The organism is Ruegeria sp. CL6, assembly GCF_056536465.1.
This window is the reverse complement of the sequence record NZ_JBQFPR010000005.1, coordinates 36376-59746: the sequence shown is the minus strand read 5'-3', so window position 1 is coordinate 59746 and position 23371 is coordinate 36376. Positions and strand designations below refer to the sequence as shown.

General features: G+C 54.0%; 16 protein-coding genes and 1 tRNA gene. 9 read left to right on the top strand and 8 right to left on the bottom strand.

Going from position 1 to position 23371, the window contains the following annotated elements:
• Positions 1-142 precede the first annotated feature (142 nt).
• Both ACR0LH_RS14880 and ACR0LH_RS14875 read left to right on the top strand, forming a co-directional pair.
• Positions 143-227, top strand: a tRNA-Leu gene (locus ACR0LH_RS14880).
• Between the two features lie 260 nt (positions 228-487).
• Positions 488-2245 carry an FkbM family methyltransferase gene (locus ACR0LH_RS14875; protein ID WP_480721564.1) on the top strand — a complete coding sequence of 586 codons (1758 nt, stop codon included), beginning with the start codon at positions 488-490 and terminating at the stop codon, positions 2243-2245.
• Between the two features lie 28 nt (positions 2246-2273).
• On the opposite strand, the gene ACR0LH_RS14870 is transcribed toward ACR0LH_RS14875, so the two are convergent.
• From ACR0LH_RS14870 to ACR0LH_RS14835, 8 genes are all read right to left on the bottom strand, one after another.
• On the bottom strand, positions 2274-3011 hold the full coding sequence (locus tag ACR0LH_RS14870) for a hypothetical protein (protein WP_480721563.1): 738 nt from the start codon (positions 3009-3011) through the stop codon (positions 2274-2276).
• Between the two features lie 274 nt (positions 3012-3285).
• Positions 3286-7125, bottom strand: coding sequence for a non-ribosomal peptide synthetase (locus tag ACR0LH_RS14865; RefSeq protein WP_480721561.1), 3840 nt, complete (start codon positions 7123-7125; stop codon positions 3286-3288).
• Between the two features lies 1 nt (position 7126).
• On the bottom strand, positions 7127-11236 hold the full coding sequence (locus tag ACR0LH_RS14860) for an amino acid adenylation domain-containing protein (protein WP_480721560.1): 4110 nt from the start codon (positions 11234-11236) through the stop codon (positions 7127-7129).
• A 5-nt stretch (positions 11237-11241) separates the two neighbouring features.
• Positions 11242-11508 carry an acyl carrier protein gene (locus tag ACR0LH_RS14855; protein WP_170415929.1) on the bottom strand — a complete coding sequence of 89 codons (267 nt, stop codon included), beginning with the start codon at positions 11506-11508 and terminating at the stop codon, positions 11242-11244.
• Positions 11489-13006 carry an amino acid adenylation domain-containing protein gene (locus tag ACR0LH_RS14850; RefSeq protein WP_170415927.1) on the bottom strand — a complete coding sequence of 506 codons (1518 nt, stop codon included), beginning with the start codon at positions 13004-13006 and terminating at the stop codon, positions 11489-11491. The genes ACR0LH_RS14855 and ACR0LH_RS14850 overlap by 20 nt, the downstream gene beginning before the upstream one ends.
• Positions 13006-14256, bottom strand: a complete 1251-nt coding sequence (locus tag ACR0LH_RS14845) for a HupE/UreJ family protein (RefSeq protein WP_170415924.1) — start codon at positions 14254-14256, stop codon at positions 13006-13008. Before ACR0LH_RS14845 ends, ACR0LH_RS14850 begins: the two co-directional genes overlap by 1 nt.
• A complete protein-coding gene (locus ACR0LH_RS14840; protein WP_170485880.1) occupies positions 14253-15410 on the bottom strand; it encodes an acyl-CoA dehydrogenase family protein in 1158 nt (385 codons plus the stop codon). Before ACR0LH_RS14840 ends, ACR0LH_RS14845 begins: the two co-directional genes overlap by 4 nt.
• Before the next feature lie 167 nt (positions 15411-15577).
• Positions 15578-16903, bottom strand: a complete 1326-nt coding sequence (locus tag ACR0LH_RS14835) for a nucleotide disphospho-sugar-binding domain-containing protein (RefSeq protein WP_480721558.1) — start codon at positions 16901-16903, stop codon at positions 15578-15580.
• A 213-nt stretch (positions 16904-17116) separates the two neighbouring features.
• On the opposite strand from ACR0LH_RS14835, the gene ACR0LH_RS14830 reads away from it, so the two are divergent.
• The 7 genes from ACR0LH_RS14830 (at position 17117) to ACR0LH_RS14800 (ending at position 23337) form a co-directional block, all read left to right on the top strand.
• A complete protein-coding gene (locus tag ACR0LH_RS14830; protein WP_170415918.1) occupies positions 17117-17785 on the top strand; it encodes a Crp/Fnr family transcriptional regulator in 669 nt (222 codons plus the stop codon).
• Between the two features lie 107 nt (positions 17786-17892).
• On the top strand, positions 17893-18105 hold the full coding sequence (locus tag ACR0LH_RS14825) for a YgaP family membrane protein (RefSeq protein ID WP_480721556.1): 213 nt from the start codon (positions 17893-17895) through the stop codon (positions 18103-18105).
• Positions 18102-18536: a YeeE/YedE family protein gene (locus ACR0LH_RS14820; RefSeq protein ID WP_480721555.1), complete on the top strand. Its 435-nt coding sequence runs from the start codon at positions 18102-18104 to the stop codon at positions 18534-18536. The genes ACR0LH_RS14825 and ACR0LH_RS14820 overlap by 4 nt, the downstream gene beginning before the upstream one ends.
• Before the next feature lie 3 nt (positions 18537-18539).
• On the top strand, positions 18540-18977 hold the full coding sequence (locus ACR0LH_RS14815; RefSeq protein ID WP_170415912.1) for a DUF6691 family protein: 438 nt from the start codon (positions 18540-18542) through the stop codon (positions 18975-18977).
• 24 nt (positions 18978-19001) lie between these two features.
• The gene (locus tag ACR0LH_RS14810) at positions 19002-19886 is read left to right on the top strand and encodes an MBL fold metallo-hydrolase (protein ID WP_170415910.1); all 885 of its coding nucleotides are present in this window, start codon (positions 19002-19004) and stop codon (positions 19884-19886) included.
• Positions 19887-19906: 20 nt separating this feature from the next.
• Entirely contained in the window at positions 19907-21586 is a 1680-nt protein-coding gene (locus ACR0LH_RS14805) for a bifunctional protein tyrosine phosphatase family protein/NAD(P)/FAD-dependent oxidoreductase (RefSeq protein ID WP_480721553.1), read from the top strand.
• Positions 21586-23337: a SulP family inorganic anion transporter gene (locus ACR0LH_RS14800; RefSeq protein WP_480721552.1), complete on the top strand. Its 1752-nt coding sequence runs from the start codon at positions 21586-21588 to the stop codon at positions 23335-23337. The genes ACR0LH_RS14805 and ACR0LH_RS14800 overlap by 1 nt, the downstream gene beginning before the upstream one ends.
• The last annotated feature ends 34 nt before the right edge of the window (positions 23338-23371 follow it).

Sequence of the window (23371 nt, the reverse complement as noted above, 5' to 3'; positions counted from 1 at the left end):
TGGAACTGACCAGAGAAGGCACTGCCCACGTGACGCTACGGGGCTGTGTTTAATAATCTTTCATGTTGGCTCAATTTCCCTCTCGCACTTGGTTTCAAGCTTTGCTATTGAGCCGGTCAATCTGACAGGTGATGTCAGCGATGCGGGTGTGGCGAAATTGGTAGACGCACCAGATTTAGGTTCTGGCGACGCAAGTCGTGGGGGTTCAAGTCCCTCCACCCGCACCATATTGAAATTAAAAGATAAAAATATTCTTGTTGATGCCTTTGCCTAGTCCCGTTTGCAGAAAGTTTCCCATACTGTTTCCCGTTTTCACCTTTCGTTCTTGAAACGTGCTACAAAGCATTTATGACAGGGAAACGGCAGGTTCTTAATCCAATGCAAAGTTGCTGTCCGAACAAATACGTTTAATTCCGTTAGAGAACTCTCAGCTGTCTAGTTGATAGGTCTGGTTGCCAAAGCCTGTATTCGATTCCAAAAGTCTCTTATGACCATAGAAAAAACTGCCTTCCTTGTGAGAACTCACGAACGTAACTTGCAAACTCAGAGGCTCTTAGACTGTCTGAGAAGCAATGTTTCACCCAACACGTTTGTTGTATGCGACGAAACAAAAGGCGTCCTAGACTACCCAGACGCGACAAAAGTTTCTTTGTCAAAATCCGTTCTGGCAGATTGGCAATTCAAAATTCATCCACGAGACTGGGGCTGGCTGTGCGGAGACTACTGCTATTATGCCGCTGCAAACCAACTTTCAGGTTATGATTATTTTTGTTTGATAGAGTCCGATGTTTTTTTGAGCGATGCCGGAGCGAAAAAGGTTAAAGCCATCCTGCAAGGAAATAATAGTGACGCAGTTGCTGCTGATTTGCGAAGGTTTGATAGACCGCGCAAGTTCTCAAAGCCACTGGCGCAAATTGGAGAAGACGCGAACTATGGATGTATTTTTCCGTTCACCCGAGTAAGCGCAGATTTGATCCCCGAAATGTTCTCGCTTAGGAAAAGGGTTCAAAACCACCATTTACCACTTCGCGTAAACGATGAAGCCATACTCTCGACCGCTGCTCACAAAGGAGGCTTCGACGTTACTGATCTCTATGACTATGTGGATATTTTTCACCGAGACTATTTTGATACAAACCCTCCTCACTTGCATGAAATCGTTGAAAAACGCCATGATGACACACTTGTTGTACACCCTTCAGTTCCGATGGCGAAAATATATGAACGAATTCAAGGTGGTCAAAAGGGTTACTTGAAGAAAAACCGATTGAGAAAAATACTGGCAACGTCACCGGATCATGTAGGCAGGGCACTGTCGAGGACATTTGATAGGGCTAAAGAATCGCCCGTTCGTGGCCGAGTAAATATTGATGAAAACAACGAAAAAACTGAAAGGCTGGTGTGGTTAATAGATCGACTAGAGTATTTCCAACCTGTTAAAATTGTTGATGTTGGTGCAAACCCAATAGAAGGTGATCCCTCTTATCTACACCTGCTTGCACACGGCCAAGCTGAAGTAGTTGGCTTCGAACCAAATCCTGAAGCTCACCAAGAACTTTTGAGTAAAGCCGCATCTAACGAAACTTATCACTGCCGAGCACTTGGAGATGGTGGGCAAGAAAGACTTTTTCTGACGAGGCACTCTGGATTTTCTTCGCTTTTTCAGCCTGACCTAAAAAGTGCAACCTACCTCGGATTCAAAAGACCGATGCAGATAGCAGATGTGGAAAGTATCTCTACCGATCGGCTAGATGACTTGGGAGTCGTGCCCCCCATCGATTTTTTGAAGATCGATATTCAAGGTGGAGAGTTAAACGTTATTTCAAATGCTCGAAATAAGCTAGCTGAAGCAATGATTGTTCAAACTGAAGTTCGCTTTTTTCCATTGTATGAAAAGGAACCAACATTCGGTGATCTTGAGAGGGAGCTGAGAGATCAAGGATTCATTTTCCATAGCTTCGATTTCTTGAAACCTGTTTTGGGTAGCCGTTCGTTAAGAACGAAGTTTCGGCGACGAGCGTTTTCTCAGATAGTGGATGGGGATGCGTTCTTCATCCGAGATCTTCGAACCCTACAATCTTTCAGCGACGAGCAATTATCTAAGCTTTGTATCTTGGCAGACAGTGTTGTTGGCGCATTTGATCTCGCCAGTCTTTGTTTGGAGGAGTTTGTCAGAAGAGAAAAATTAACATTAGAAGATATTGAAAAATATCTCTTATTGTTGCCTCAACGAATTTTGAGATAGGAAAAACCAAAATTTCCCAGAACGGGGTCTAAATCGAGTAACCGCAACGAGCTTCTAACTTGAGGTCCAAATTTTGAGTTATGTGATCTAAGTCTTCTGGTTTAAACATCGTGTCTGCGTTCGGGCGCGTCGAGCTTGGTCCAACTCTATTTTTAACCGGAGTGGGAGTAGTTTTGCACCGTATTCCAAATTCCGTTGCTAGTAAAAATAGTAAATCACTTGTTGTGTTTACAATATCTTCATTACGCACAATCAGTGCGTTAACTCCTCGATTTAAAATCGAAAGATGCCCAGCCAACTTTACACTTCTCAACTCCAGAACATTTTTGTACCTGCGCCCTTCAATAGGGTGACGATCCAACTGAAGGATTTCGCCACGGCCCAATCGATAATTCAAATCGTACCCATGCCTAGACCAACCTGAATCCAAGGGGGTATAAATACTTTCCCATTCAGCTCGTATGAAATCCGAAAAAGATAGCTTAGAAATCCCAGGGTCCACCTCAAAGGGAGCACGATAAAAGCTTTGGAGCCAATCCTTTGGATTTCTCACGACTACGATGAAAAGACAACAGCTTGGTAGTATTGGATAAGTGGGTATGCCATGCTTCCATCCAAACCTACTAACAGGTTTTAAAGTGGTGTTTTTCTTAATCAATTTTTCAATGAAATTTGTACCGGATCGACGTTCGCCGTAAACCTGAAAAATGTTGATTTCACTGTCAGAAATAGCCTTGCTGATGCCAATATGTGCGCTTTGTACCATTTCTGCCTACGCTCGGTTACGCAATTTGTGATAAACGATTTTCCACATGGCCACATATGGAAACTTTGGTTTTTCATATAGTTTGATTCGGGTTTAGCTTAACAGCACACTCATCCATGTTGATCTCGTTTCCGTCTTTGTTCACGATATGTCTTGGGAAACTTTAAGGCTAAGAGTTTGATTAAATTGAATACTCGTGAAATTTAGGTTCTGGCGCCGCAAGGCGTGGGGGTTCAAGTCCCTCCACCCGCACCACTTTTTCCGTTCTGAAGGATCAAGCGCTTTTGTCCGATTGAACGGGTTGATCTATCAGGTCCCTGAGCGCGGCAGCGACGGTCACAAAGGCATCTGGTCGCCGCATAAGCTCTACGTGTTTCATGTCCAGGGGGTGACATGTCTTTTGGCGTAAATGCGTGTCCAGAACGTCGCCAGACCGCAGTGAGGGGTTCCCTCTGGTCAGAAACACATGGGCAGGTCGATCAAATTGGGGTACGCGAAAATCGCTGATCGCCAGGGCGTGAACGATTTCAACAGCTTGGATGCGGAACTTTTCGGACTCGGGCTCTTGTGCCAGAGAGGTTTTGATCCTCGGCAATATGCGGCGAGCTTTGACTTTGCGTTTGAACCCTTTGAACAGGTACCTCCATCTTTTGTAGGTCCGGAAATACAGTGGCTGTAGGGCAGGTTCGGCCCCGACCATTTTGAAAGGCGGGTCTAACAGAACCATTCCCTTCACAGTTTCCGGCCCAAGTTTCTTGGCCATTTCCATAACCATCGGACATCCCGTCGAATAGCCGCATAGCACAACCGGACCTGTGTTGGAGGATTGCGCCAGATGCGAAATCGTGTCGGATGCCAGATCGCTAAACGATTTCCCGTAGGGGACCGCCATTCCCTGTGTACGGTGACTGCGAACAAGAACGACGGAACAATCCGGGCCGAGGCTGCGCGCCATATAGCGACAGAACTGGACAGAGCAATGCGCTATGACAACGGTTGTCTTGCCGTCGCCAGGATTGGAGATCTGAAACGTGCTGTCATCTTCGGAAAATGACTGGTCCACTTCTCGGTCACGTATTCGCTTGGCCAATTCCGCAACGGTGGGGCAACTGAACAGATCGGTGGGTTCAAACAGCAGCCCGGCGTCCTGACCCTTGGAAAAGGCTGCGATCGTGGCCAGGCTGTCTCCGCCGAGGTCAAAAAAGTTTGCGTCGCGAGACGGGCAAGGGATGCGTAAAACATCCGAAAAAACCTCTGCGACCAACGTTTCCAAGGCATCTTTGGGTGCGGCACCGGGTTGATTACCAACGGAACGCGCAACGATCGAAGCAAGCGATGTCTGATCCGTCTTCCCGTTGGGAAGGTTTGGAAACGTCTCAATGCAAACGACAGCATTTGGGTGAAACGGGGTAGGCAGTGTCGCTTCCAGATGCCGGCGGACGGTGTCGCAGAGTTTGGCGTCTGGCGGGCTTTCGACGGCAACGCCTATGCTTTTTGAATCTGAGCGTTCCAGAACAACTGCGGCCACTCGCAGATCGCCTGCAACAAAGCTGGCTGCCGCTTCGATTTCCGTCAGCTCGATGCGGTGCCCTCGAATTTTGACCTGCGAGTCCTTGCGGCCCAAGAACAGGATGCGACCTGACGCATCTTCGACACCTAAATCTCCGGTCCGGTAGGCGCGGATACTCTCTGGGCCAATATTGAAGAAACTCTCTTGGGTCTGGTTGGGGTCATTCAGATAGCCGAGCGCAACAGTTTGTCCCGCCACGACGATTTCTCCGACCTGTCCGGTCTCGGCTGGGCAATCGTCTTTGTCCACAATTCCGACCCAGGTGCCGGGAATTCCCGATCCGATGGGAATATCGCCTTCCCCTGTGTGGTTTGTGGCGTCGTAGGACGTGCACCAGACTGTTGCTTCGGTTGGCCCGTATTCGTTGACCAGACGACAATCCGGCAGGATCGTGCGGCATTGCCTTACGAGGCTGGGGTAAAGCGGCTCTCCTGCCGTGATCAGTGTTTCCAGACTGCCAAGATCACCGCCTGGCACGGCTGTCAGCAAAACCTGCGCCAGTCCCGGCAAGCAAAGTGTATGCGTAACGCGGTGCTGCGAGATCAACTTCCCGAGCTTGTATGGCTCTTGTTCGCTGCGATTGTCCGCGACGACAAGGTGTCCGCCCGCGCCCAACGTCCAGTAGATGCCTGCAACCGAACTGTCGAAGGCCAACGAGGACAAAAGCAGATATACCTTTGGCGGCGTCCCGTAGATGTTGTCACGAGCGGCGGTTGAAATGGCCAGACCTTGACGGGATATCTCGACCCCCTTGGGCTGGTTCTGCGACCCCGATGTGAACATGACATAGGCACGCTCGCCGAACTCCACTTCGGTCACGTCCATTGCATCGCCGAGCGACCCCAACGTGACGATCTTGGCATCGGTGTCGGGCAGGAGACCGTCCATGCTTGCATCCGTGACAATGTACCGAGGCTGGATCGTATCCAACATCTGCGTGATGCGATGTGGTGGGTAATCCATGTCCAACGGCACATAGGCCGCGCCTGACATCATCACCCCTAGAAATGCGGAAATGGCCTCGGTGCCCCGAGGTAGGGCAACTGGCACGATATCGGATTTCTCAACACCTGCTTCCTTCAGCGCCAAGGCGATCTGTCGTGCGCGCAGTGAAAGCGCGGCGTAGGTCGTCGTTCCCTGCCCGTCAGAGATCGCAGGGGCATCCGGAGTCTGCTGCGCGTGCGACAAAAACTGTTGAACGACGTCGAAATGCCGGGGTTCGGGTCGCAGTTCTATGGCGTTTTGCGATCGCTGCAACAGGTTCTTGATCGCAACTTCGGGGTTCTTGATTATCGCCGATAGAATGTTCTTGTAGCCGGAAAATATCGCGTCGACCGTCTTGGCCTGAATGATCTCGGGATCATGGTAGATTTCGACCGTTAGCTTCTTTTGCGGCGTCACAAGTACCGTAAGAGGATAGTTGCTGAACTGCGAGGTTTTCAGGTCGCAGACCTCAACCTCTCCGAGATCGACACTTTGGGCGCCAAGCCCTTCGTTCACGAACATCGTATCAAACAGCGGTGAGCCACTGGCGATCGGGGCGCAAGCCTGCACTTCAGAAAGCGAAGCAAATTCGTGCTTGCGGCGATTAAGTTCCGCTTGGGCATGGTTTCGCAGGAAATCCCGGACCGAGTCCGATGGGTTTATTTTGCACCGAACAGGCAGTGTGTTGACGAATGCGCCTACAGCCCTTGTGATCCCGGCGATTTCAGCCGGACGGCCTGCCGTCGTCGTTCCGTAAACAACGTCGTCCTGTTGTAGCAAACGCCGCAATTCCAAAGCCCACGCTGCAGACAGAATACTGTTTGATGTGACCCTGAGTTGACCGGCCAAGCTTTCGATGGACGACATCACATCGCTGCCGAGCGTTTCAGACCGCCAGACTTGCACCGAGCCGCCTGAATGTGCGTCTGGTCGGGGGAAGACACTTGAATCCTCCAGACCGTGAAACTGGGTTTTCCAAAAGTCAGTGTCTGTCAGGTTATGCTGATTTCGCAGCCAGGCGAGATAGGTTCTGAAGGGCGGTGCCTTGGGTTGATCTGCTTTTAGACCTTGGTAATGCTTACATAAATCTTGAAGGGCGACTCCGGTCGACCAACCGTCGCTGATCAGGTGGTGGACCGTCCAGACAAGCCGCCACGCGTTGGTCGAAATCTTGATCAGCGTCGCCGTCATCAGCGGTGGTTTTGTCAGGTCAAACTGACGGATCTGTTCTAGCCGCAACAGGTCTGACCACTTCTGTTCGACGTCTTTCGCAGTGGTCCAATCCAGCTCGATCCATGGTAGGGAAACCTGTTCACGGATGACCTGCACTGGTTGCTTCACACCTTTCCAGACGAACCCGGCACGAAAGGCGTCACGTTCGACGAGTACGGCGTTCAGGGCGCGCATCAGGCGTTCCGGTTCCAGCGGTCCGTTCAGGGAACAGCTAATCACAGCCACATATTGCCCAAGCTGACGAGTGTCGCCGACCGAGTGAAATAACATTCCCTGCTGTGCTGGCGTCAATGGCAGGATATCTACTACACCCTTGGGAAGGCCCATTTCAGTCCAATGCCTCCGTGATGCGGAAAAGTTCGTCGTCATCCAGATCAACCAGTGGTGTGTGGTCGTCGGCATTGGTTTGTTCAGCAGGCAAGGTGTCAGCGTAATCGGCCAGTGCCCTGACAGTGCGATGCTCGAACAATGCGGTCGCGGGCAGGTTCAGACCCATTTCGTTGGCTCTCATCGCTATTTCTATGGCGGTAATGCTGTCCACGCCAAGATCGAAGAATTCCCGGGTGGCGCTGATTTCGGCAACCCCCAAGACGTTTTTGAGGATTGAGGCCAGGCGGCGCTGAGTTTCGGTTTCCGGGGCTACATGTGCTTCTTGCGGTTGACTGCGCCAAGACCCAGCGGGCAGCCGTGATGTGTCTACCTTTCCGTTGCCATTGATCGGCATGTTTTCAAGGATCACAATCTGGTCTGGCAGCATTTCGCGTGGCAGGCTCTCACGCAATGTGTCCCAGATATTCGGTTCGACCAGCCCGTGACCGGCGACGTAGACGGTTAGTTTCGGGGCGCGCGCTACAGGTTCGTCAAAGCCGATTTCTTCCAGGATGGCTTGCACGCGCCCGGTGTCGATTTCGTCGTTCAACTCTTCCAATGCCTGCTCGCGGGTTTTGTGCCCCATGCGTACGTCCCACGAATAAGGCAGCGCGTAATTGTGGAACCCCTCACGGGCCTTGTGAACATGAATCCCGGCATCGTTGATAAGGCAATTGGTTGATCGACCGGTATCCGAAGGCCGCTTCCACGCGGTTCGTGTTTCCAGAAAGTCGTAAATTTCTGATACCGGCACGTCGATATATCGATAAATGTCGAGCACTTCTACTTCGCTAAGGAAACGCCCGTCCTTCAAATCGTCTGTTTCCAGCAGCCGCGCCACCTCATCGTCTTCGGCGTGATACGCTTTGCGCGCTTTCGTGACCAAGTCGTCTAGCTGCCCGCATGTCGGGGCCGCGTGACGAAAAAGTTCGGGGGTCAACCGGGTTTCAAAGAACTGTCCGCGGGACAGCCCGGTCACGACGATCGGTGCGCCTTCGGTCAGAGCCGTGCGGAAGGCCAAAGTGTATAGTGCTTTGAAACAGCCTTGGCAGACATTGGAATGAGTCTTGAGACTGTCCACGAAAATCTGGTTCATCTTGTCCGTGGACAGATACCGGTGATCCCAATTCAGGTCACTGACAACCCTTTGGATATTGTCCTTTGCTTCCTTCGAGATATACCCGTTGTCCAAAGTAACCGCGAGCACGCGATGCGTGTGCGCGGCCAGACGATATGCGGCGTAGGTGCTGTCTTTGCCGCCACTCAGCATCATGACCGCATCATACGGCCCCCTGCGGGATTTGGCGGCGTCGACAATCCGGCGTTCAAGCTCGGGTTCAGTTTGGAAATAGGCTCCGGCGCGATCCTTATAGTCGTCGAATTCCGCGCAGATCGTACAAATGTTGTTTTCCTCGAAGCGTACTCCGGGAACAGTGTTTGTCAGGCCGCAGCGAATGCACTGATGGCTTGGCTGTGTGTCCGGTTGCACTGAGGAAAACGCGACATGAACGGCGTCGACACCGGAAAGTCGCCGTAGTACCCGATCATATTCAGCCGTCTCCAGGCGGACACCGTTTTTCTTGATCTGCTGATCACTACGGCCAAGATATTCGACCTTCCCGTCATTGGTCATCCGACCGAGGTCGCCTGTGCGGTAGACGCGACCCTGAAGGTTCAGTGGATCGTCCATAAACTTCTCGGCAGACAGTGAAGGATTGCCAAAATACCCTTGGGCCAGCCGCCCTCCGATCACGATCTCGCCGGGTATTCCCAAAGGACAGACATTCAGGGCGGTATCCCGGATACTGATCGACATTCCCGAGGCAGGTTGGCCAATTTGAACAGAAGGCCCGGCGTCGGCACGGGGGTCATATGCGTGATGCATCGCGCCCACGACGGCTTCCGTGGGGCCATATTCGTTGATGATCTCCAAGTTTGGAGACAAAACGTCCCGAGCCTGCCTGCAAAGTTGCGAGGTTAGGTTTTCACCGCCCAGAACCAGTGTTTGTATGCGCGTTAGCGGCTGCCCCTGCTTACAGGCCAAAGCAAGATGCGAGGGGGTCAGTTTTACGATGTCGACAGCGTCATCGGCAAAGACATCCAAAACCGCCAAGTCCGGGTCGGATCTTTCCGGGTAAATCCTGACCGATCCTCCTGTGATCAGCGGAACAAACATCGACGTCAGAGTCAGATCGAAAGACACGGACGAAAAGAAAGCGAAATGTGCGGGATTGCTGCCCGCGAAGGTGTATGCGGCCCAGTTGATATACCGCGCCAAGTTTTTGTGGCTTACTTCGACGCCCTTCGGAATTCCGGTCGAACCAGAGGTAAACAGGACATAGGCCGTATCTTGGGGCCGGATTGAAAAGTCGATCTTAGCCGGGTTCAGTGTCTCGGCCGCCGAGATGCTCGGACACGGATAAGTTCCCGTGTTTTCGTGTGCCACGAATACAGCCGCCGCCCGACACCCTTGCAAGATTTCTAATGCCCGCGCCTTGGGTAGATTGGACGCGATAGGGACAAAACAGCAGCCAGCTTTGAGAATACCCAGAACTGCCGCCATAAAGTCGAATGATCGCGGCAGGTGGACGGCTATGCATGATGCTTTCGGTATGCCCAAGCCAGACAGGTGGGCCGCGATCTGATCGCTGCGCTGGTGTAGCTTGTCATAGCTCATCACCTCATCCGCGCAGGAAAGCGCAACCAAGTGAGGGTCTTTTTCGACCTGCGCCACAAATGCATCCAACACAGACCCAAATGGGGACGGAGTTTCGAGCGGACCCTGTATAATAGCCTTGTCTCGGACGTCACCGGAAAGCCCGACGGTCGAAATTCGAGTATGGAGATCCGATAGAACAGCCTTCAGGCAACGCAGAAAATGCGTGGACATATCTTCTTCGGAAACTGAGTCCAGAACTTCATTCTGCACATCCAGAAAGAGTTTCGGGCGCGCGCTGCCTTCAAAATCCATGATATGAAGGCGCAGCGCGTGCATGGCATCATGTGCGCCACTATGAAGCCATTCCACGGTGGCGGGTCGCCCGGCAAACCCGCCAAATCGCGCTTGGATGTAGTTGCAAACGGCGCTGATGCCCGACGTGTCGACGTGTGATACCGCACCGGGCCTTGCACTTTTCAGAAATGTACCAAGGCCCGTTTTGATCTTGTCGTAAAGGGTGCGCAGCGTATCCGTATCTTCGATCCCGACCGAGAACGGCAAGACTTCGACAAAAGGCCCAATGGTGTTGCGGTCCTCTTGCGTCAAACGATTGTGTGAGGGCAGCCCGATCGTAATCCGCTCATCACCCGTTACTCGGTGAAGGTAGGCGAAGTAAGCCGTGAGATAGATGGCCAGGCGGGACAGTTCGGGGGTAAACAGCCGAAACTCTTGTTGCGTGATTGCATTCTCGAGTGCGGTGAAAACTTCGGGCTCTACGGTGATCGGAAGTCTTTTCGAGTCGGACGCCCGTTTTGGATTGCTGCCATAAGGGGGGGCGGATGACTTTGGCGCAGCGACGGTCGTGTTTGATCGCGAAGGGGCTTGCAACACCGAGCTATGAAAAAAGCCCGGCAAAGCTTCGGCGTTGTTGTTTCCGGTCTGCTCCAGGTTTGAATAGCGTTGCGAGACTTGCGCGAACAACAGCGCCCCCGACTGTGCGTCACAGGCAATGTGATGCTGGCAAACAAGCCAGACCCAGTGGGTTTCAGCCAGTTTGACCAACTGGCTTCGCAAGGTCCCGGATGACAGATCGAATGCGGTCTGAACCCAAGAAGGTAAATCCGACGCCAACCTGTTTTCTGGCTGCGTGTCAGAGCTGAGATCCCTGACGTCAAGCAAATCCCCGGTTTCGTCTAGGGCGTATTGTCTTGGACCGTCCGGCGTATCACGGACCGCGCTTCTCAGGATTTCGTTTTGCCGCAGCGTTTCTGCAAAAGCGGCCCTGAACAAATCTGGCTGCAAGTCAAAATGCAGATCAAACCGCCAGGCCATATTGTACAGCGGTTTATTTGGATGAAGCAGATGGCCTTTCCAAAACAGCATCTGGCTGTCTGTGAGGGGAAAAGTCATGCCCATCAGCCCACACACGTTTTCTGTCGTGTTTTCGCATAGCTCAAAATCGCGCTAATTGTTGCCAGATTTTCCAGCGTGACATCTTCAAAGGGTATTTCGATCTGGTAGCTTTGTTCGACAAAAGACACCAAAGACATGACCCCGAGCGAGTCGATCATTCCGCTCAGCAGAAGTTCTTCATCGTCGGATACGTGTTTTCCGCCCAGAAGCGTCGATTGAATGTAGCGCCGCAATGCTTGGTCTGGTGAGTCAGGCTGCTCGTTGCTCATTTGCAATTCCTATTAGCTTTTTGCGGTCGATTTTGCCGGTCGAAGTGCGCGGCATTGCCTTGAGACTGCCTATCCGATGCGGGACGGCGTATTGCGGCAGCACGGAAACCAGATCGGATCGGATAGCGTTCAAATCCGGGTCAGAATTGCAGGTCACGAAGGCATGAATCTCGTCTCCGACCAGAATTGCGGCGGCTTCGGTGACGTCAGGGATATTCACCAGTGCCAGTTCAATCTCATCCAGTTCAATGCGGAACCCCCTGAGCTTGATCTGCCGGTCCTTGCGCCCAACCAAAATGAGTTGCCCGTCAAAGGCGCGGCGCACGATGTCCCCGGTCCGGTAGAACTGTCTTGGCTGCCCGCTTTCGTCCGGCAATGTGCAGAAAGCCGCCCGATTTTGATCCGGTCTGTTCCAGTACCCGGACATCACCTGATCAGAAGCGATAAGCAGTTCCCCGCTATCCGGTTCCACTGCCTCTGTTCCGATGCGGGCTGATACGCCGACGTCTGGGTGACCAATCGGCAGCGGTCCAACGCCGTCCAGATCGTCATGGGTGAAGGTGGCAGTCGTACAATGGTTGGTTTCGGTTGGTCCATAAGCGTTAAGGAACTTTGCGTTCGGTGTGTGCGCGGAAAAATCCTTGAGGGCTGCGGGCGGCATTTTTTCCCCCGCGAACATGACAACGCGCAGAGCTTGCAGATTACGATCTGCCAACGTACCGCGTTCCAACATTTGGATTATGGCATAGGGCACGGAATACCAGACCGTAATGCTCTCTTGTTCGGTTAGTTGAGACAGCGACGCCGGAAGTTTGGCATGCATCTCAGGGATGATCACACAGCACGCTCCGGCCAAGGCTGTGCTGAACACGTCGAAAATTGACATGTCAAAATGCAGTGGGGTGTGGTGACTGACACGATCAGACGCGGTCAAATTACACAGATTTGCAGCCATTCTGGCATAGGCAAGGCCACTTTGGTGCGTGTGAACGATGCCCTTTGGCGTGCCGGTCGTCCCAGAGGTCATCAGGATATAGGCTGCGTCAAACTCTGATCGTTGCGACTGCCGGGATTCCAGAGCCTTTTGCGCGTTCAGCTTGGGCAGCGGTTCCGAGATGTCCACGATCTGAGATGGTGCGAAGCTGTCCGAAAAGTGACCGACTCGGTCGGAATCTGTCAGGACAAGCCGTGGCGAGATCGCTGAAACTTGCGTGGCGATACGCTTTGCCGGGGCGGCTGGATCCAGAGGAACATAGACAGCCCCAACGCGAAGAATTGCGTGCAGCGCAGCTATGGCTCTTGGGCTCTTGGCTGAACAGAGTATCACTCGGTCCCCTGCTTGGGTGCCACGGTCCAACAGCAGCGCCGCAATCCTGTCCACCTCGGTGTTCAGGTCCGCATAAGTCGTTACCTTGCCCAGCAGCCGCAAAGCGGGCGCATCTGGTGTTAGCCTGGCATAGTGCCTGACTGCGTGGTCAAGGTAAGCTGCATCGATCATCAGTTGACGACCTGCGCCAAGGTTTCGCCGAACTCTGGAAACCAGCCAACCGTGCGTTCGTAGAACCAAAAGGCCGCAATCGCGATCAGCGCAACCGAGCCGAATTGCAGCCCGATTACGCGATAAGCCGTCAATCGGCGCAACGCGAAGAATATTGGGAAAAGCACCAGCACAATGGCAAGTTGTCCGACTTCAACGCCGATGTTGAACGTCGCCAGACCAAGCGCCTTGCGCGTCGGATCCAGCCCAAGTGGTTCAAGAACGTTCGCAAAACCAAAGCCGTGGAAGATGCCGAAAAGGAACACCACTTTCCACGACCCAGCGTGGAAACGAGGGACCAGGTTGCCAATGGCCACTGCTGCAATCGAGAAAGCGATGACCGCTTCGACCAACGTCACTGGCAGTGTGATGACTTCAAACGTGGCGAGGCACAGCGTGATCGTGTGCGCAACGGTGAACACCGTGACGATTTTCACAGTCTCGCGCAGGCTGTCGCGAATGCTTTCGGACGGAACCCAGCGCTGGTTCTCGATCCGCATTACAGCGCCCAGTAGCAGCGTCAGCAGGAACAGGACATGATCAAAACCAAGCCAGATATGCCAAACCCCGTGTTCAAAGAAAGTCAGGGCAATATCCTTGGTCGGTTCGTCGTTCAGATAGAGGTTCTTCTCACCATCCCCAGGCGCAAAAATCAGCGAAATATAAGCTTCGTTTTCGTCCATGCCGTTGCGCGTGTTGCTTCCAATCAACGCAAATCCGCGATGTGCTGGGTCGACGTCCGAAAATAGCCCGTCATACGACATCTGGATCGTAGTGGGTGTCTCGGTAATGCCGAGAACCTTGAAGTGGAGTTGGGCAAAAGTGTCGACGGAAGTGTCGAGGAACGAAATGTCGTCAAACTCAACCTGATAGGGCTGGCCTTCGGACGACAGGTTCATGCGATCCTCGAAATAGTCGAAGATCTCTTGCTGCGCAGCAAGGACTTCGTCCCGTGTCAACGCTGTCTCCACGTCCGCCGTGCCTTGTTGAAGTCGGGTAAGGTCGGTGAGTGTGGCTTCGACGCGCCCGCTCAGGCTGTCTTCAGTCACGTCAAAATACACATAGCTTTCGTTGTATTTGTGGGCGTAGGCGGTGGATGCCAGCGTGATTAGGACCAGTGCACCAAGCCCGAGCTGCAGAAAATGCGTCATCTGTGCGGCAATCCGACGGAAGGTTCCGCTTGGATTTTCCGAAAAGCGGGTGTTTGTCATAGGTCGGATCTCCCTTTCGTGCCCGGCCGGGCCTGCTGTCCAATTTCCATCTTTGCGATGATCTGACGTTGAATGTCCGAGGTGCCCGAGTAGATCACGCCGCCTAGCGCGTCTTTCACGTCGTCCCCGCTCGGCGAACCTTGGAGGTATCCGCGTCCGCCATGAATCCTGAGCGCGTCCGTGCTTGAGTTCAGGAAAGCCTCGGATATGTGAAGGTTCGCCATCGCTGCGAACTGTGTGAGGGGTTTTCCAGCGTCGTACAGGTCTGCGGCGCGCTGTAACATCAATTCGCAGGTTTCCAGGCGCACGCGCATGTCGGCAATGCGATTTGACACAGACTGAAATTCGGAAATGGCCTGCCCGAACAAATTGCGAGAGGCTGAAAATTCGACGCAGTCCGCCAGTTGCCGACGCATGGCGCCGACCTGCGACGTAAGAATGAAACTTCTTTCCCAATCAAGCGTAGATTGAATGATTGCCGCGCCGGACCCTTCTGGCCCCAACCGACGGTCTTCGGGAATGCGGCAGTCGTTAAGTTCCAACTGGCCCAAGGGGATAGAGTTCAGCCCCAGCTTTTCCTGCCCCTGATGTCGAATAAAACCTTCATCTTCGGCGCGCAGGATAAAGGCTGACAATCCCCAGCGACCCTTTTCGGGCGCTGTCTGGGCAAAGACTATGGCGAAATCGCAGACCGGCCCCATTCCGACAAAGGCTTTGCTACCGTTCAGGACATATCCGCCCTCAACACGTTCGGCACGGGTCTGAAGGGCAAGGGCATCCGACCCCGCCGCCGTCTCGGTCAGGGCAAATGCGCCAATCGCCTCTCCGGTCAACAAGTCCGGCAGATTGGTGTCCTTGATCTGTAGACTTCCAAAGCGGATCAAAGGCTGCTGCAAGGTCCAGATTTGCGAGATCACAGCCATCGCCAAACCGTTGTCGCGACAGGCTTCGCCAAACGCGATGAACTGGTCACAGAACTCTTTGGCGGAACGCTGATCACCGCCAACTTCGACAGGGGCAAAGCGTTGGAAAAGCCCAAATTCCGCTATGGACCTCCAGATTTCACGCAAACTTTCAGAGGTCACGCGCGGAAGCGATGCTGCAAAACTCTTTACGTCAGAGCCGCAAGTGGTGTTTTGGGTTGCTTGGTGCACTGTTGGGTTTCATCGGCTGCTTTTGAAAGGACTACGCAGCAGAATTCCAACGGGATCAAAAAAACTTAGGCCGACGATGCGGTGACGTGGACTTTCTGTATTCCCAATTGCCAAGTAGGGCATCGCAAGTGGTAATTGTGACCAAATGCCCGGCGATCTGACGGTCGCTATCTTTCGTTCGCTGTGCTCGTCAACTGCTCCAAAAAGCGGTTTAGGGTCTGGTTTTCCTGCTCGAATCTGCATGCGGTCTGCATCTCACGACATGTTCGTTTCAGGTCCTCGTCATGCAGCAAAGACACGATGTCGGCCTCGATTTTTGAAACAGGATCGTTAGGATTTCCCGCGCGGCCGATGTTGTGAAACACGACCCGAGCCGCGCTTCCTCTTTGGTCGATCGCATGGGGATACATCAATATCGGCGTTGCGGTCTCGATCGCTTCGAGCAGGCCGCCTGTTCCACCGTGCATTATCGCCAAGTCCGCGTGTTTCAGAACCCGATGTTGCGGAACCCAAGGGACCACAAGAACGTTTTCTGGCGTTGTCAGCGCAGATGCGCTGTCCCAATCTCGGCCTGCCGTTATCAAAAACTGCCATTCAGGTCGCCGTTCTGCCACAGCGCAGAGTTTTGATATCAAGTCACCCTTGGTTTTTATCATCGTGCCGAAGCCGACAAAGATGCGTTTTCTTTTCAATGCAGGGTTGCAAAAATAAGCCACTTTTTCTTTGTCATAGGGCTTCTCGATCCGGTCTTCCATGATCATGGGGCCAAGATAGGTCATGTTGCCATAGGGTTTGGTCGGAAGGTCCACTGCCTGCGGGACAAGCAGCGCGGTCGGTAACCTGTAAGTCCACGGCATCTGCCAGCATAAGCGACGCCTTATCTTTGAGATCGGAATCCCGTTTCGCCGCGCAAGTTCTACAACGGCCGTCGGGTAATCCGTACCTTTTCCGGACACCCGATTTCTTAGAATCTTTAGCTGCTTCCAGAGCAGAAAATGAGCCCACAGCAGGGAAATGCCGAGTCTACTACCTCGAAATCCTTGCCCGGGAACGCCGCGCCTGTTCAAAGGCAGAGCTTGCGGGCTGGGCGGGGAAAGAAACATATTGCTGTATTGGACGACCGGAATGCCAAGTGTCGTCGCAACGATGATATGCGCGTGCAACTCACAATCGACAAAAATCGCATCTGGCGAGCGTTCAGCCAATTGCCTCTTGAGGTCGTCGACGCCAAAGGCTGATACCGCAGCGTCCAAGCGATCTTGCTTTGTCATCAGATTGGCTTGGTCAGCGGACAACAACGGCCTGAACGCGTCATATTTCGGTTTGGGAATAATGTGATGTTGCAGTCCCGCATGGGCCAGTAGACCGGCCGATGTTTCAGGGGCGAAGAAGTCTATCTCAAATCCACTCTCTCGGGCTCTGCAGGCAAACTCGACGGCGCTGCTTAGCGGGCTGTTCAGACCGCTGGAAATAATTGCCAGGCGTTTGGTCATTAATCGGTCTTCCCACGTGCCGCTAAAGCGAATACGCCTCAAGATCGCTTCGGCCCGGCGATATGAGAGCAGAGAATGAAGTATTCTGACATTCAGGGCCGTCAAGAATTGACCCGGTTTCGCTTCAACATTCTTGGTCTCTGTTATATTCGGCAAACCAAATGTATCGTGGCGAGTGCCTGGACACTTTCGCAAGCCAATTAGGAACCAGACATGGACGCTTCGTGGATTGATAGATTCAAAGGGCTGAGCCAACTGCCGGCCGATATTCGCAGCCAACTGGAAAGTGGCAGCCAGATCGTCAACGTTCCGGCAGGTACACAGGTTTTCTCGCCGGGTCAGACGGCGGACAATCTTTTGCTATTGTTGGACGGCACGATACGTGTTCAGCAAAAGTCCGATACGGGTCGCGAGGTCTTTCTCTACCGGGTCCATGCAGGGGAAAGCTGCGTGCTGACGACGGCATGCATGCTGGCCTTTGAAGACTATTCCGCGGATGGCATAGCCGAAACCGATGTCAGCGCCGTTGCTATACCGCGTGAAACTTTTGATGATCTGGTGGCAAGGTCCGAGGTTTTCCGCAATTTTGTTTTTGCCGCGTATTCACGGCGGATCACGGACCTTTTCACGCTGATTGATGATATCGTTTTTCAACGTATGGACGTCCGTCTGGCTGCTCGTCTTCTCGAGCTTTCGGACCATAACAATATTGTTCGCGCAACCCACGCCGTATTGGGGACCGAGCTGGGTACAGCGCGCGAGGTGATCTCGCGCATTTTGTCCGAATTTCACCGCCGTGGATGGATCGAGCAGTCGCGCGGCGAGGTTCATCTGATCAATCGGGATGGTTTGGAACAAATGACGCGCGCTACCGCCATCTAACCCGGTGCCCGAGGTGGCTGAAAAACTGAACGGTTGGTGACCAAGTCACCAAAGTCTGGGTCACACCCGTGTCAATATCGCTCTATCGATTCTCGACGGAGTGAGACATGACCACCAACATGGGAAAACTCGATCGTGCTTTTCGCATCCTGATCGCGGTTGTCCTGCTGATCGCGGCTTTTGGGACCGGCATGACCGGCGCGGGCATTATGTTTTGGCTGACCTTGATCGTCGCCGCTGTTTTCACGGTGACCGCCATTGTCGGGAACTGCCCGATCTACAGCAATTTCGGCCTAAAAACATGCAAGGACCGGGGATGATGGAAACTGCGTTTACGCCTTTTGCTTCACTGTCCGGCGGAGTTCTGATCGGGATTGCCTCGACCCTGCTGATGCTCGTTCTTGGTCGGGTCATGGGGGCCACCGGCATTTTGTCCGGGATGGTACAGCCGGCCACAGGCCCGGATTTCGCCTGGCGCACGGCTCTGGTCGCCGGAATGGTGACCGGGCCAGTATTGATCTGGCTGTTCTCGGGGCAAATGCCAGCGGTCGAAGTCCCCGTGACCACCCTGGCATTGCTTTTAGGTGGGGTGATTGTCGGGCTGGGTGTGACCTTTGGATCAGGTTGCACGTCAGGTCACGGAGTTTGCGGAATGGCCAGGCTGAGCCTGCGGTCGATAGTGGCGACAGCAACGTTCATGCTGTTCACCTTTGCCACCGTCTTTGTCGTGCGCCACGTGATCGGAGGGTAATTCATGAAACTGTTCGCAACATACCTCATCGGCGTAGTGTTTGGCCTTGGAATCTCGATTTCAGGGATGGCCAACCCTGCGAAAGTGCTTAACTTTTTCGACATCGCAGGAAGCTGGGATCCCTCTTTGATATTCGTCATGGGCGGCGCTTTGGTAACCACTTTCTTTGGTTATCGGCTGGTGTTCGGGCGCATGGCGCCAATTTTCGCGGACGGGTTCAACCTGCCCACCAAGCACGCAGTAGATATTCAGCTTGTGGCCGGTTCGGTCCTGTTTGGTGTCGGATGGGGTTTGTCCGGGTTTTGCCCCGGCGGAGCACTGCCGGCACTTGGGACGGGGCATTGGCAGGTCTTTGCCTTTGTCGGTGCTTTGGTCGCCGGGATTCTATTGGCGAAATTTTTGCAAAACGCAGCGGTTCGCCGAACTCAAGCCCTGTCTTGAACCTATTGAGGAGGAGTTACCCAAATGACCGAGTATAGCGTTGACCTAAATGTGCAACCGACCGTCCAAGCCTTTTTCGATGCGGCGACGAATACCATCAGCTACATCGTCAAAGACCCTTCGTCGCCAGCCTGTGCCATTGTCGACAGCGTCATGGACATTGACTATGCGGCGGGCAGGATCACCTATGACCACGCGGACGAATTGATCCGTCAAATACAGTCGCAGGGCTTGCGGCTGGAGTGGATCATCGAAACCCATGTCCACGCGGATCACCTGTCGGCGGCCCCCTATATTCAAAGCAAGCTGGGCGGAAAAATCGGCATTGGCTCCAAGATCATGGTCGTGCAGGACACGTTCGGGAAAGTGTTCAACGAAGGAACGGAATTCCAGCGGGACGGTTCGCAATTTGATGCCTTGTTCGAGGACGGCGACACTTACAAGATCGGCAACATGCAAGCCTTTGCCATGTACACGCCCGGTCATACGCCGGCCTGTATGGTGCATGTCATGGGCGACGCGGCTTTCGTCGGGGATACCCTGTTCATGCCTGATGGCGGTTCCGCGCGCGCGGATTTTCCCGGCGGGGATGCGGGCGTCCTGTACGACTCGATCCAAAAAGTGCTGTCGCTTCCGGACGAAACACGTTTGTTCATGTGCCACGACTATGGGCCTAACGGACGCGAGATTGCGTGGGAAACTACTGTCGGGGAAGAAAAAGCCCTGAACATCCATGTCGGTGGCGGCAAGACGAAAGACGAGTTTGTCAAATTCCGAACCGAGCGCGATGCGGTTCTGGATATGCCAAAGCTGATCATACCTTCGCTTCAAGTCAACATGCGCGCAGGCGAAGTGCCTCGGGATAATGACGGCAACCCGATGCTCAAAGTGCCCGTGAATACCTTGTGATTGGTCGAGGGATAAGAAAGATGGACATTCGGACTATCACAGAACAGTTTTCAGCCAGCCCGCAGATCACGGTCGAAGATGTCGCGGCGATTGCAGCCAAGGGTTTTCGCACCATTATTTGCAATCGACCGGACGGAGAAGCCGCCGACCAGCCTACGTTCGATGAAATCGAGACTGCGGCTAGGAAGCTGGGGATCGAGACGCTCTATGTTCCGATCACCAGCGGCATGGTCCGTGATCAGGATGTAGCAGCGTTTGGCACCGCGTATCTGGATGCGCCCAAACCAATACTCGCCTATTGCCGAACTGGAACACGGTCGGCAACGCTGTGGTCGTTTCACGAAGCCGAACGGCGTCCTTTGGCCGAAATCCTCGCGGCAACTGGGGCCGCCGGGTACGACATGAACGGAGTGGCCCGGCGTATTGCCAATGGTGGCAAGACACCAACTGACAAGGGCGATGCACATTTTGAAGTGGTTATTGTGGGCGGCGGTGCTGGTGGCATAGCTGTCGCGGCCAGTTTGAAGGCGCGTAGTCCCGATTTGAACATCGCGGTAATCGACCCGGCTGATATTCACTATTACCAACCCGGATGGACGATGGTCGGAGGCGGAATTTTCGAGGCCCAGAGCACGGCCCGCACCCTTGGCAGCCTCATCCCCAAGGGCGTGCATTGGTTAAAATCCGCGGTGGCGGCGTTCGAGCCCGACAACAACGCCGTGATCCTCGATGGGTGTCGAGTGGTGAAATACGACCGGTTGGTGGTGTGCCCGGGACTCAAACTGGACTGGGGCAAAGTGGAGGGCTTGGAAGAGACGCTAGGCCGCAATGGGGTAACCTCGAACTATCGGTATGACCTTGCCCCCTATACGTGGCAACTTGTGCAGCAGATGCGCAAGGGAAGGGCGTTGTTCACCCAGCCTCCGATGCCGATCAAATGCGCTGGTGCGCCGCAAAAGGCGATGTATCTGTCCGGCGACGCATGGTTTCGCCGTGGTGTTCTTGAGGACATGGATATTCGGTTCATGAACGCGGGCGGAGTGTTGTTTGGGGTCAAGGACTATGTGCCCGCGCTTGAGGACTATGTCCGCAAGTACAATGCCAAACTGAACTTTTTCCACAATCTGGTCGCCATTGACGGTCCCACAAGAACCGCCCGTTTTGAGGTAAGCAAACCGGGCAACGATGCCGAAACCGTCGATGTTGAGTTCGACATGATCCATGTCTGCCCGCCGCAGTCAGCGCCCGATTTTATCCGTGTGTCAGCTTTGGCTGATGCCTCTGGATGGGTCGATGTGGATCAGGCGACTCTGCGGCACAAAAGCTATGACAACATCTGGTCCTTGGGCGACGTCATGAACGCGCCCAATGCAAAGACGGCGGCTGCGGCGCGCAAGCAAGCTCCTACTGTTGCCGACAACATTGTCGCCGACATCGCCGGCCGCTCTGCGGTGGCGCAATATGACGGGTATGGTTCTTGTCCGCTGACAGTCGAACGGGGCAAAATCGTGCTTGCCGAATTCGGCTATGGTGGCGCGCTCAAACCGAGCTTTCTGCCTTTCCTGATCGACGGAACCAAACCCTCACGAGCGGCGTGGTTGTTGAAAGAGCGTCTGCTGCCGCCGATCTACTGGAAGGCCATGTTGCGTGGGAAAGAGTGGCTGGCGAAACCTGAAAAACTGAAGGTCGCGTCTGACTGATGTCCAATCAAGATTCTCTGGCCGTCCTGAGGCGCATTGTGCCGGTGCTGGATTGGGGCCGCAATTACTCTCGCTCTACCCTGTCCAATGACCTGATAGCGGCAGTGATTGTGACGATTATGCTGATCCCGCAGTCGCTGGCCTATGCGCTTTTGGCGGGGCTGCCACCCGAGGCGGGGCTGTACGCCTCGATTGTACCGATTGTCCTATATGCGGTTTTCGGAACGAGCCGGTCGTTGGCGGTCGGTCCTGTCGCTGTGGTCTCGCTGCTCACCGCATCGGCAGTGGGGCAGGTGGCCGAGCAAGGCACGGCCGGATACGCGGTAGCTGCCCTGACATTGGCGTTTTTGTCAGGAGGTTTCCTTGTTCTGATGGGTGTGCTGCGGTTGGGGCTGCTTGCCAATTTCCTAAGCCATCCCGTGATTGCAGGGTTCATCACAGCTTCGGGAATCCTGATCGCGGCCAGCCAGCTCAAGCATGTTCTGGGGGTCGAGGCGCACGGGCACACGCTGCCCGAGATTGCAGGTTCGATCCTGACGCATTTGCCTGATACGAACTGGATATCGGTCGCAATCGGGTCAGGGGCGATCCTGTTTCTGTTCTGGGCGCGCCGTCACCTGAAATCCGCTCTGGTCCGTTTGCGCGCGCCGCAATTGCTGACTGATCTTCTGACCAAGGCCGGACCGGTCTTCGCTGTGGTGGCAACCACGGCAACCGTCTGGGCGTTCGACCTGTCGGCCAGGGACGTTCGTATCGTTGGGGACGTACCCCAGAGCTTGCCGCCCTGGACGGTTCCCAGCTTTTCACCAGAATTGATCCAAGCCCTGCTTGTCCCGGCAGTCCTGATCTCGGTCATCGGCTTTGTGGAAAGCGTTTCGGTCGCGCAAACACTGGCGGCGAAGAAACGCGAGAGTATCGACCCTGATCAGGAACTGATTGGGCTTGGCGCTGCCAATCTAGGAGCGGCCTTTACCGGCGGGTTCCCGGTGACAGGTGGCTTTGCCAGATCCGTTGTCAATTTTGATGCCGGGGCTGAAACACCCGCAGCGGGGGCGTTTACGGCTATCGGTTTGGCATTTGCTGCGCTGGCTCTGACGCCGCTGGTTTATTTCCTGCCCAACGCCACGTTGGCGGCAACAATTATTGTGGCTGTCCTTGGCCTTGTGGACTTGTCCATCTTGAAAAAGACTTGGAACTATTCGCGTGCGGATTTCGCGGCGGTGGTCGCGACCATTCTTTTGACATTGGGTCTGGGCGTCGAGGTGGGCGTGGCGTCAGGTGTGGTCCTGTCTGTCCTGCTGCATCTTTACAAGACGTCCCGTCCCCACGTGGCCGAAGTGGGGCTTGTTCCTGGAACTCAGCACTTCCGAAACATCCATCGACATTCGGTTCTGACTGACCCTGAGATTGTCACTCTGCGCGTGGATGAAAGTCTGTATTTCGTGAATGCGCGATTTCTAGAAGATCTGATTCAGCGCCGGGTTACAGATGGTTGCGCCGTGCGCCACGTGGTTTTGATGTGTTCGGCGGTCAATGAAGTGGATTTTTCCGCATTGGAAAGTCTTGAAACGATCAATCTCCGCCTTTCGGCAATGGGGGTGGGATTGCACATGTCCGAAGTCAAGGGGCCGGTCATGGATCGGTTGAAACGATCGCATTTCCTAGATGACCTGACCGGGCGGGTTTTCCTGTCGCAATATGATGCGTGGACGTTTCTTGCCCGGTCGCCGAAACCCGATGCGGCAGCATAACGTGGCGCGGTGCAGCAAGGGACATGACCGCGCC

Excerpts from the sequence above, each read along its gene's own strand:
- ACR0LH_RS14875 (WP_480721564.1), top strand. The coding sequence starts at position 488 with ATGACCATAGAAAAAACTGCCTTCCTTGTGAGAACTCACGAACGTAAC.
- ACR0LH_RS14870 (WP_480721563.1), bottom strand. The coding sequence starts at position 3,011 with ATGGTACAAAGCGCACATATTGGCATCAGCAAGGCTATTTCTGACAGT.
- ACR0LH_RS14865 (WP_480721561.1), bottom strand. The coding sequence starts at position 7,125 with ATGGGCCTTCCCAAGGGTGTAGTAGATATCCTGCCATTGACGCCAGCA.
- ACR0LH_RS14860 (WP_480721560.1), bottom strand. The coding sequence starts at position 11,236 with ATGACTTTTCCCCTCACAGACAGCCAGATGCTGTTTTGGAAAGGCCAT.
- ACR0LH_RS14855 (WP_170415929.1), bottom strand. The coding sequence starts at position 11,508 with ATGAGCAACGAGCAGCCTGACTCACCAGACCAAGCATTGCGGCGCTAC.
- ACR0LH_RS14850 (WP_170415927.1), bottom strand. The coding sequence starts at position 13,006 with ATGATCGATGCAGCTTACCTTGACCACGCAGTCAGGCACTATGCCAGG.
- ACR0LH_RS14845 (WP_170415924.1), bottom strand. The coding sequence starts at position 14,256 with ATGACAAACACCCGCTTTTCGGAAAATCCAAGCGGAACCTTCCGTCGG.
- ACR0LH_RS14835 (WP_480721558.1), bottom strand. The coding sequence starts at position 16,903 with ATGACCAAACGCCTGGCAATTATTTCCAGCGGTCTGAACAGCCCGCTA.
- ACR0LH_RS14830 (WP_170415918.1), top strand. The coding sequence starts at position 17,117 with ATGGACGCTTCGTGGATTGATAGATTCAAAGGGCTGAGCCAACTGCCG.
- ACR0LH_RS14825 (WP_480721556.1), top strand. The coding sequence starts at position 17,893 with ATGACCACCAACATGGGAAAACTCGATCGTGCTTTTCGCATCCTGATC.
- ACR0LH_RS14820 (WP_480721555.1), top strand. The coding sequence starts at position 18,102 with ATGATGGAAACTGCGTTTACGCCTTTTGCTTCACTGTCCGGCGGAGTT.
- ACR0LH_RS14815 (WP_170415912.1), top strand. The coding sequence starts at position 18,540 with ATGAAACTGTTCGCAACATACCTCATCGGCGTAGTGTTTGGCCTTGGA.
- ACR0LH_RS14810 (WP_170415910.1), top strand. The coding sequence starts at position 19,002 with ATGACCGAGTATAGCGTTGACCTAAATGTGCAACCGACCGTCCAAGCC.
- ACR0LH_RS14805 (WP_480721553.1), top strand. The coding sequence starts at position 19,907 with ATGGACATTCGGACTATCACAGAACAGTTTTCAGCCAGCCCGCAGATC.
- ACR0LH_RS14800 (WP_480721552.1), top strand. The coding sequence starts at position 21,586 with ATGTCCAATCAAGATTCTCTGGCCGTCCTGAGGCGCATTGTGCCGGTG.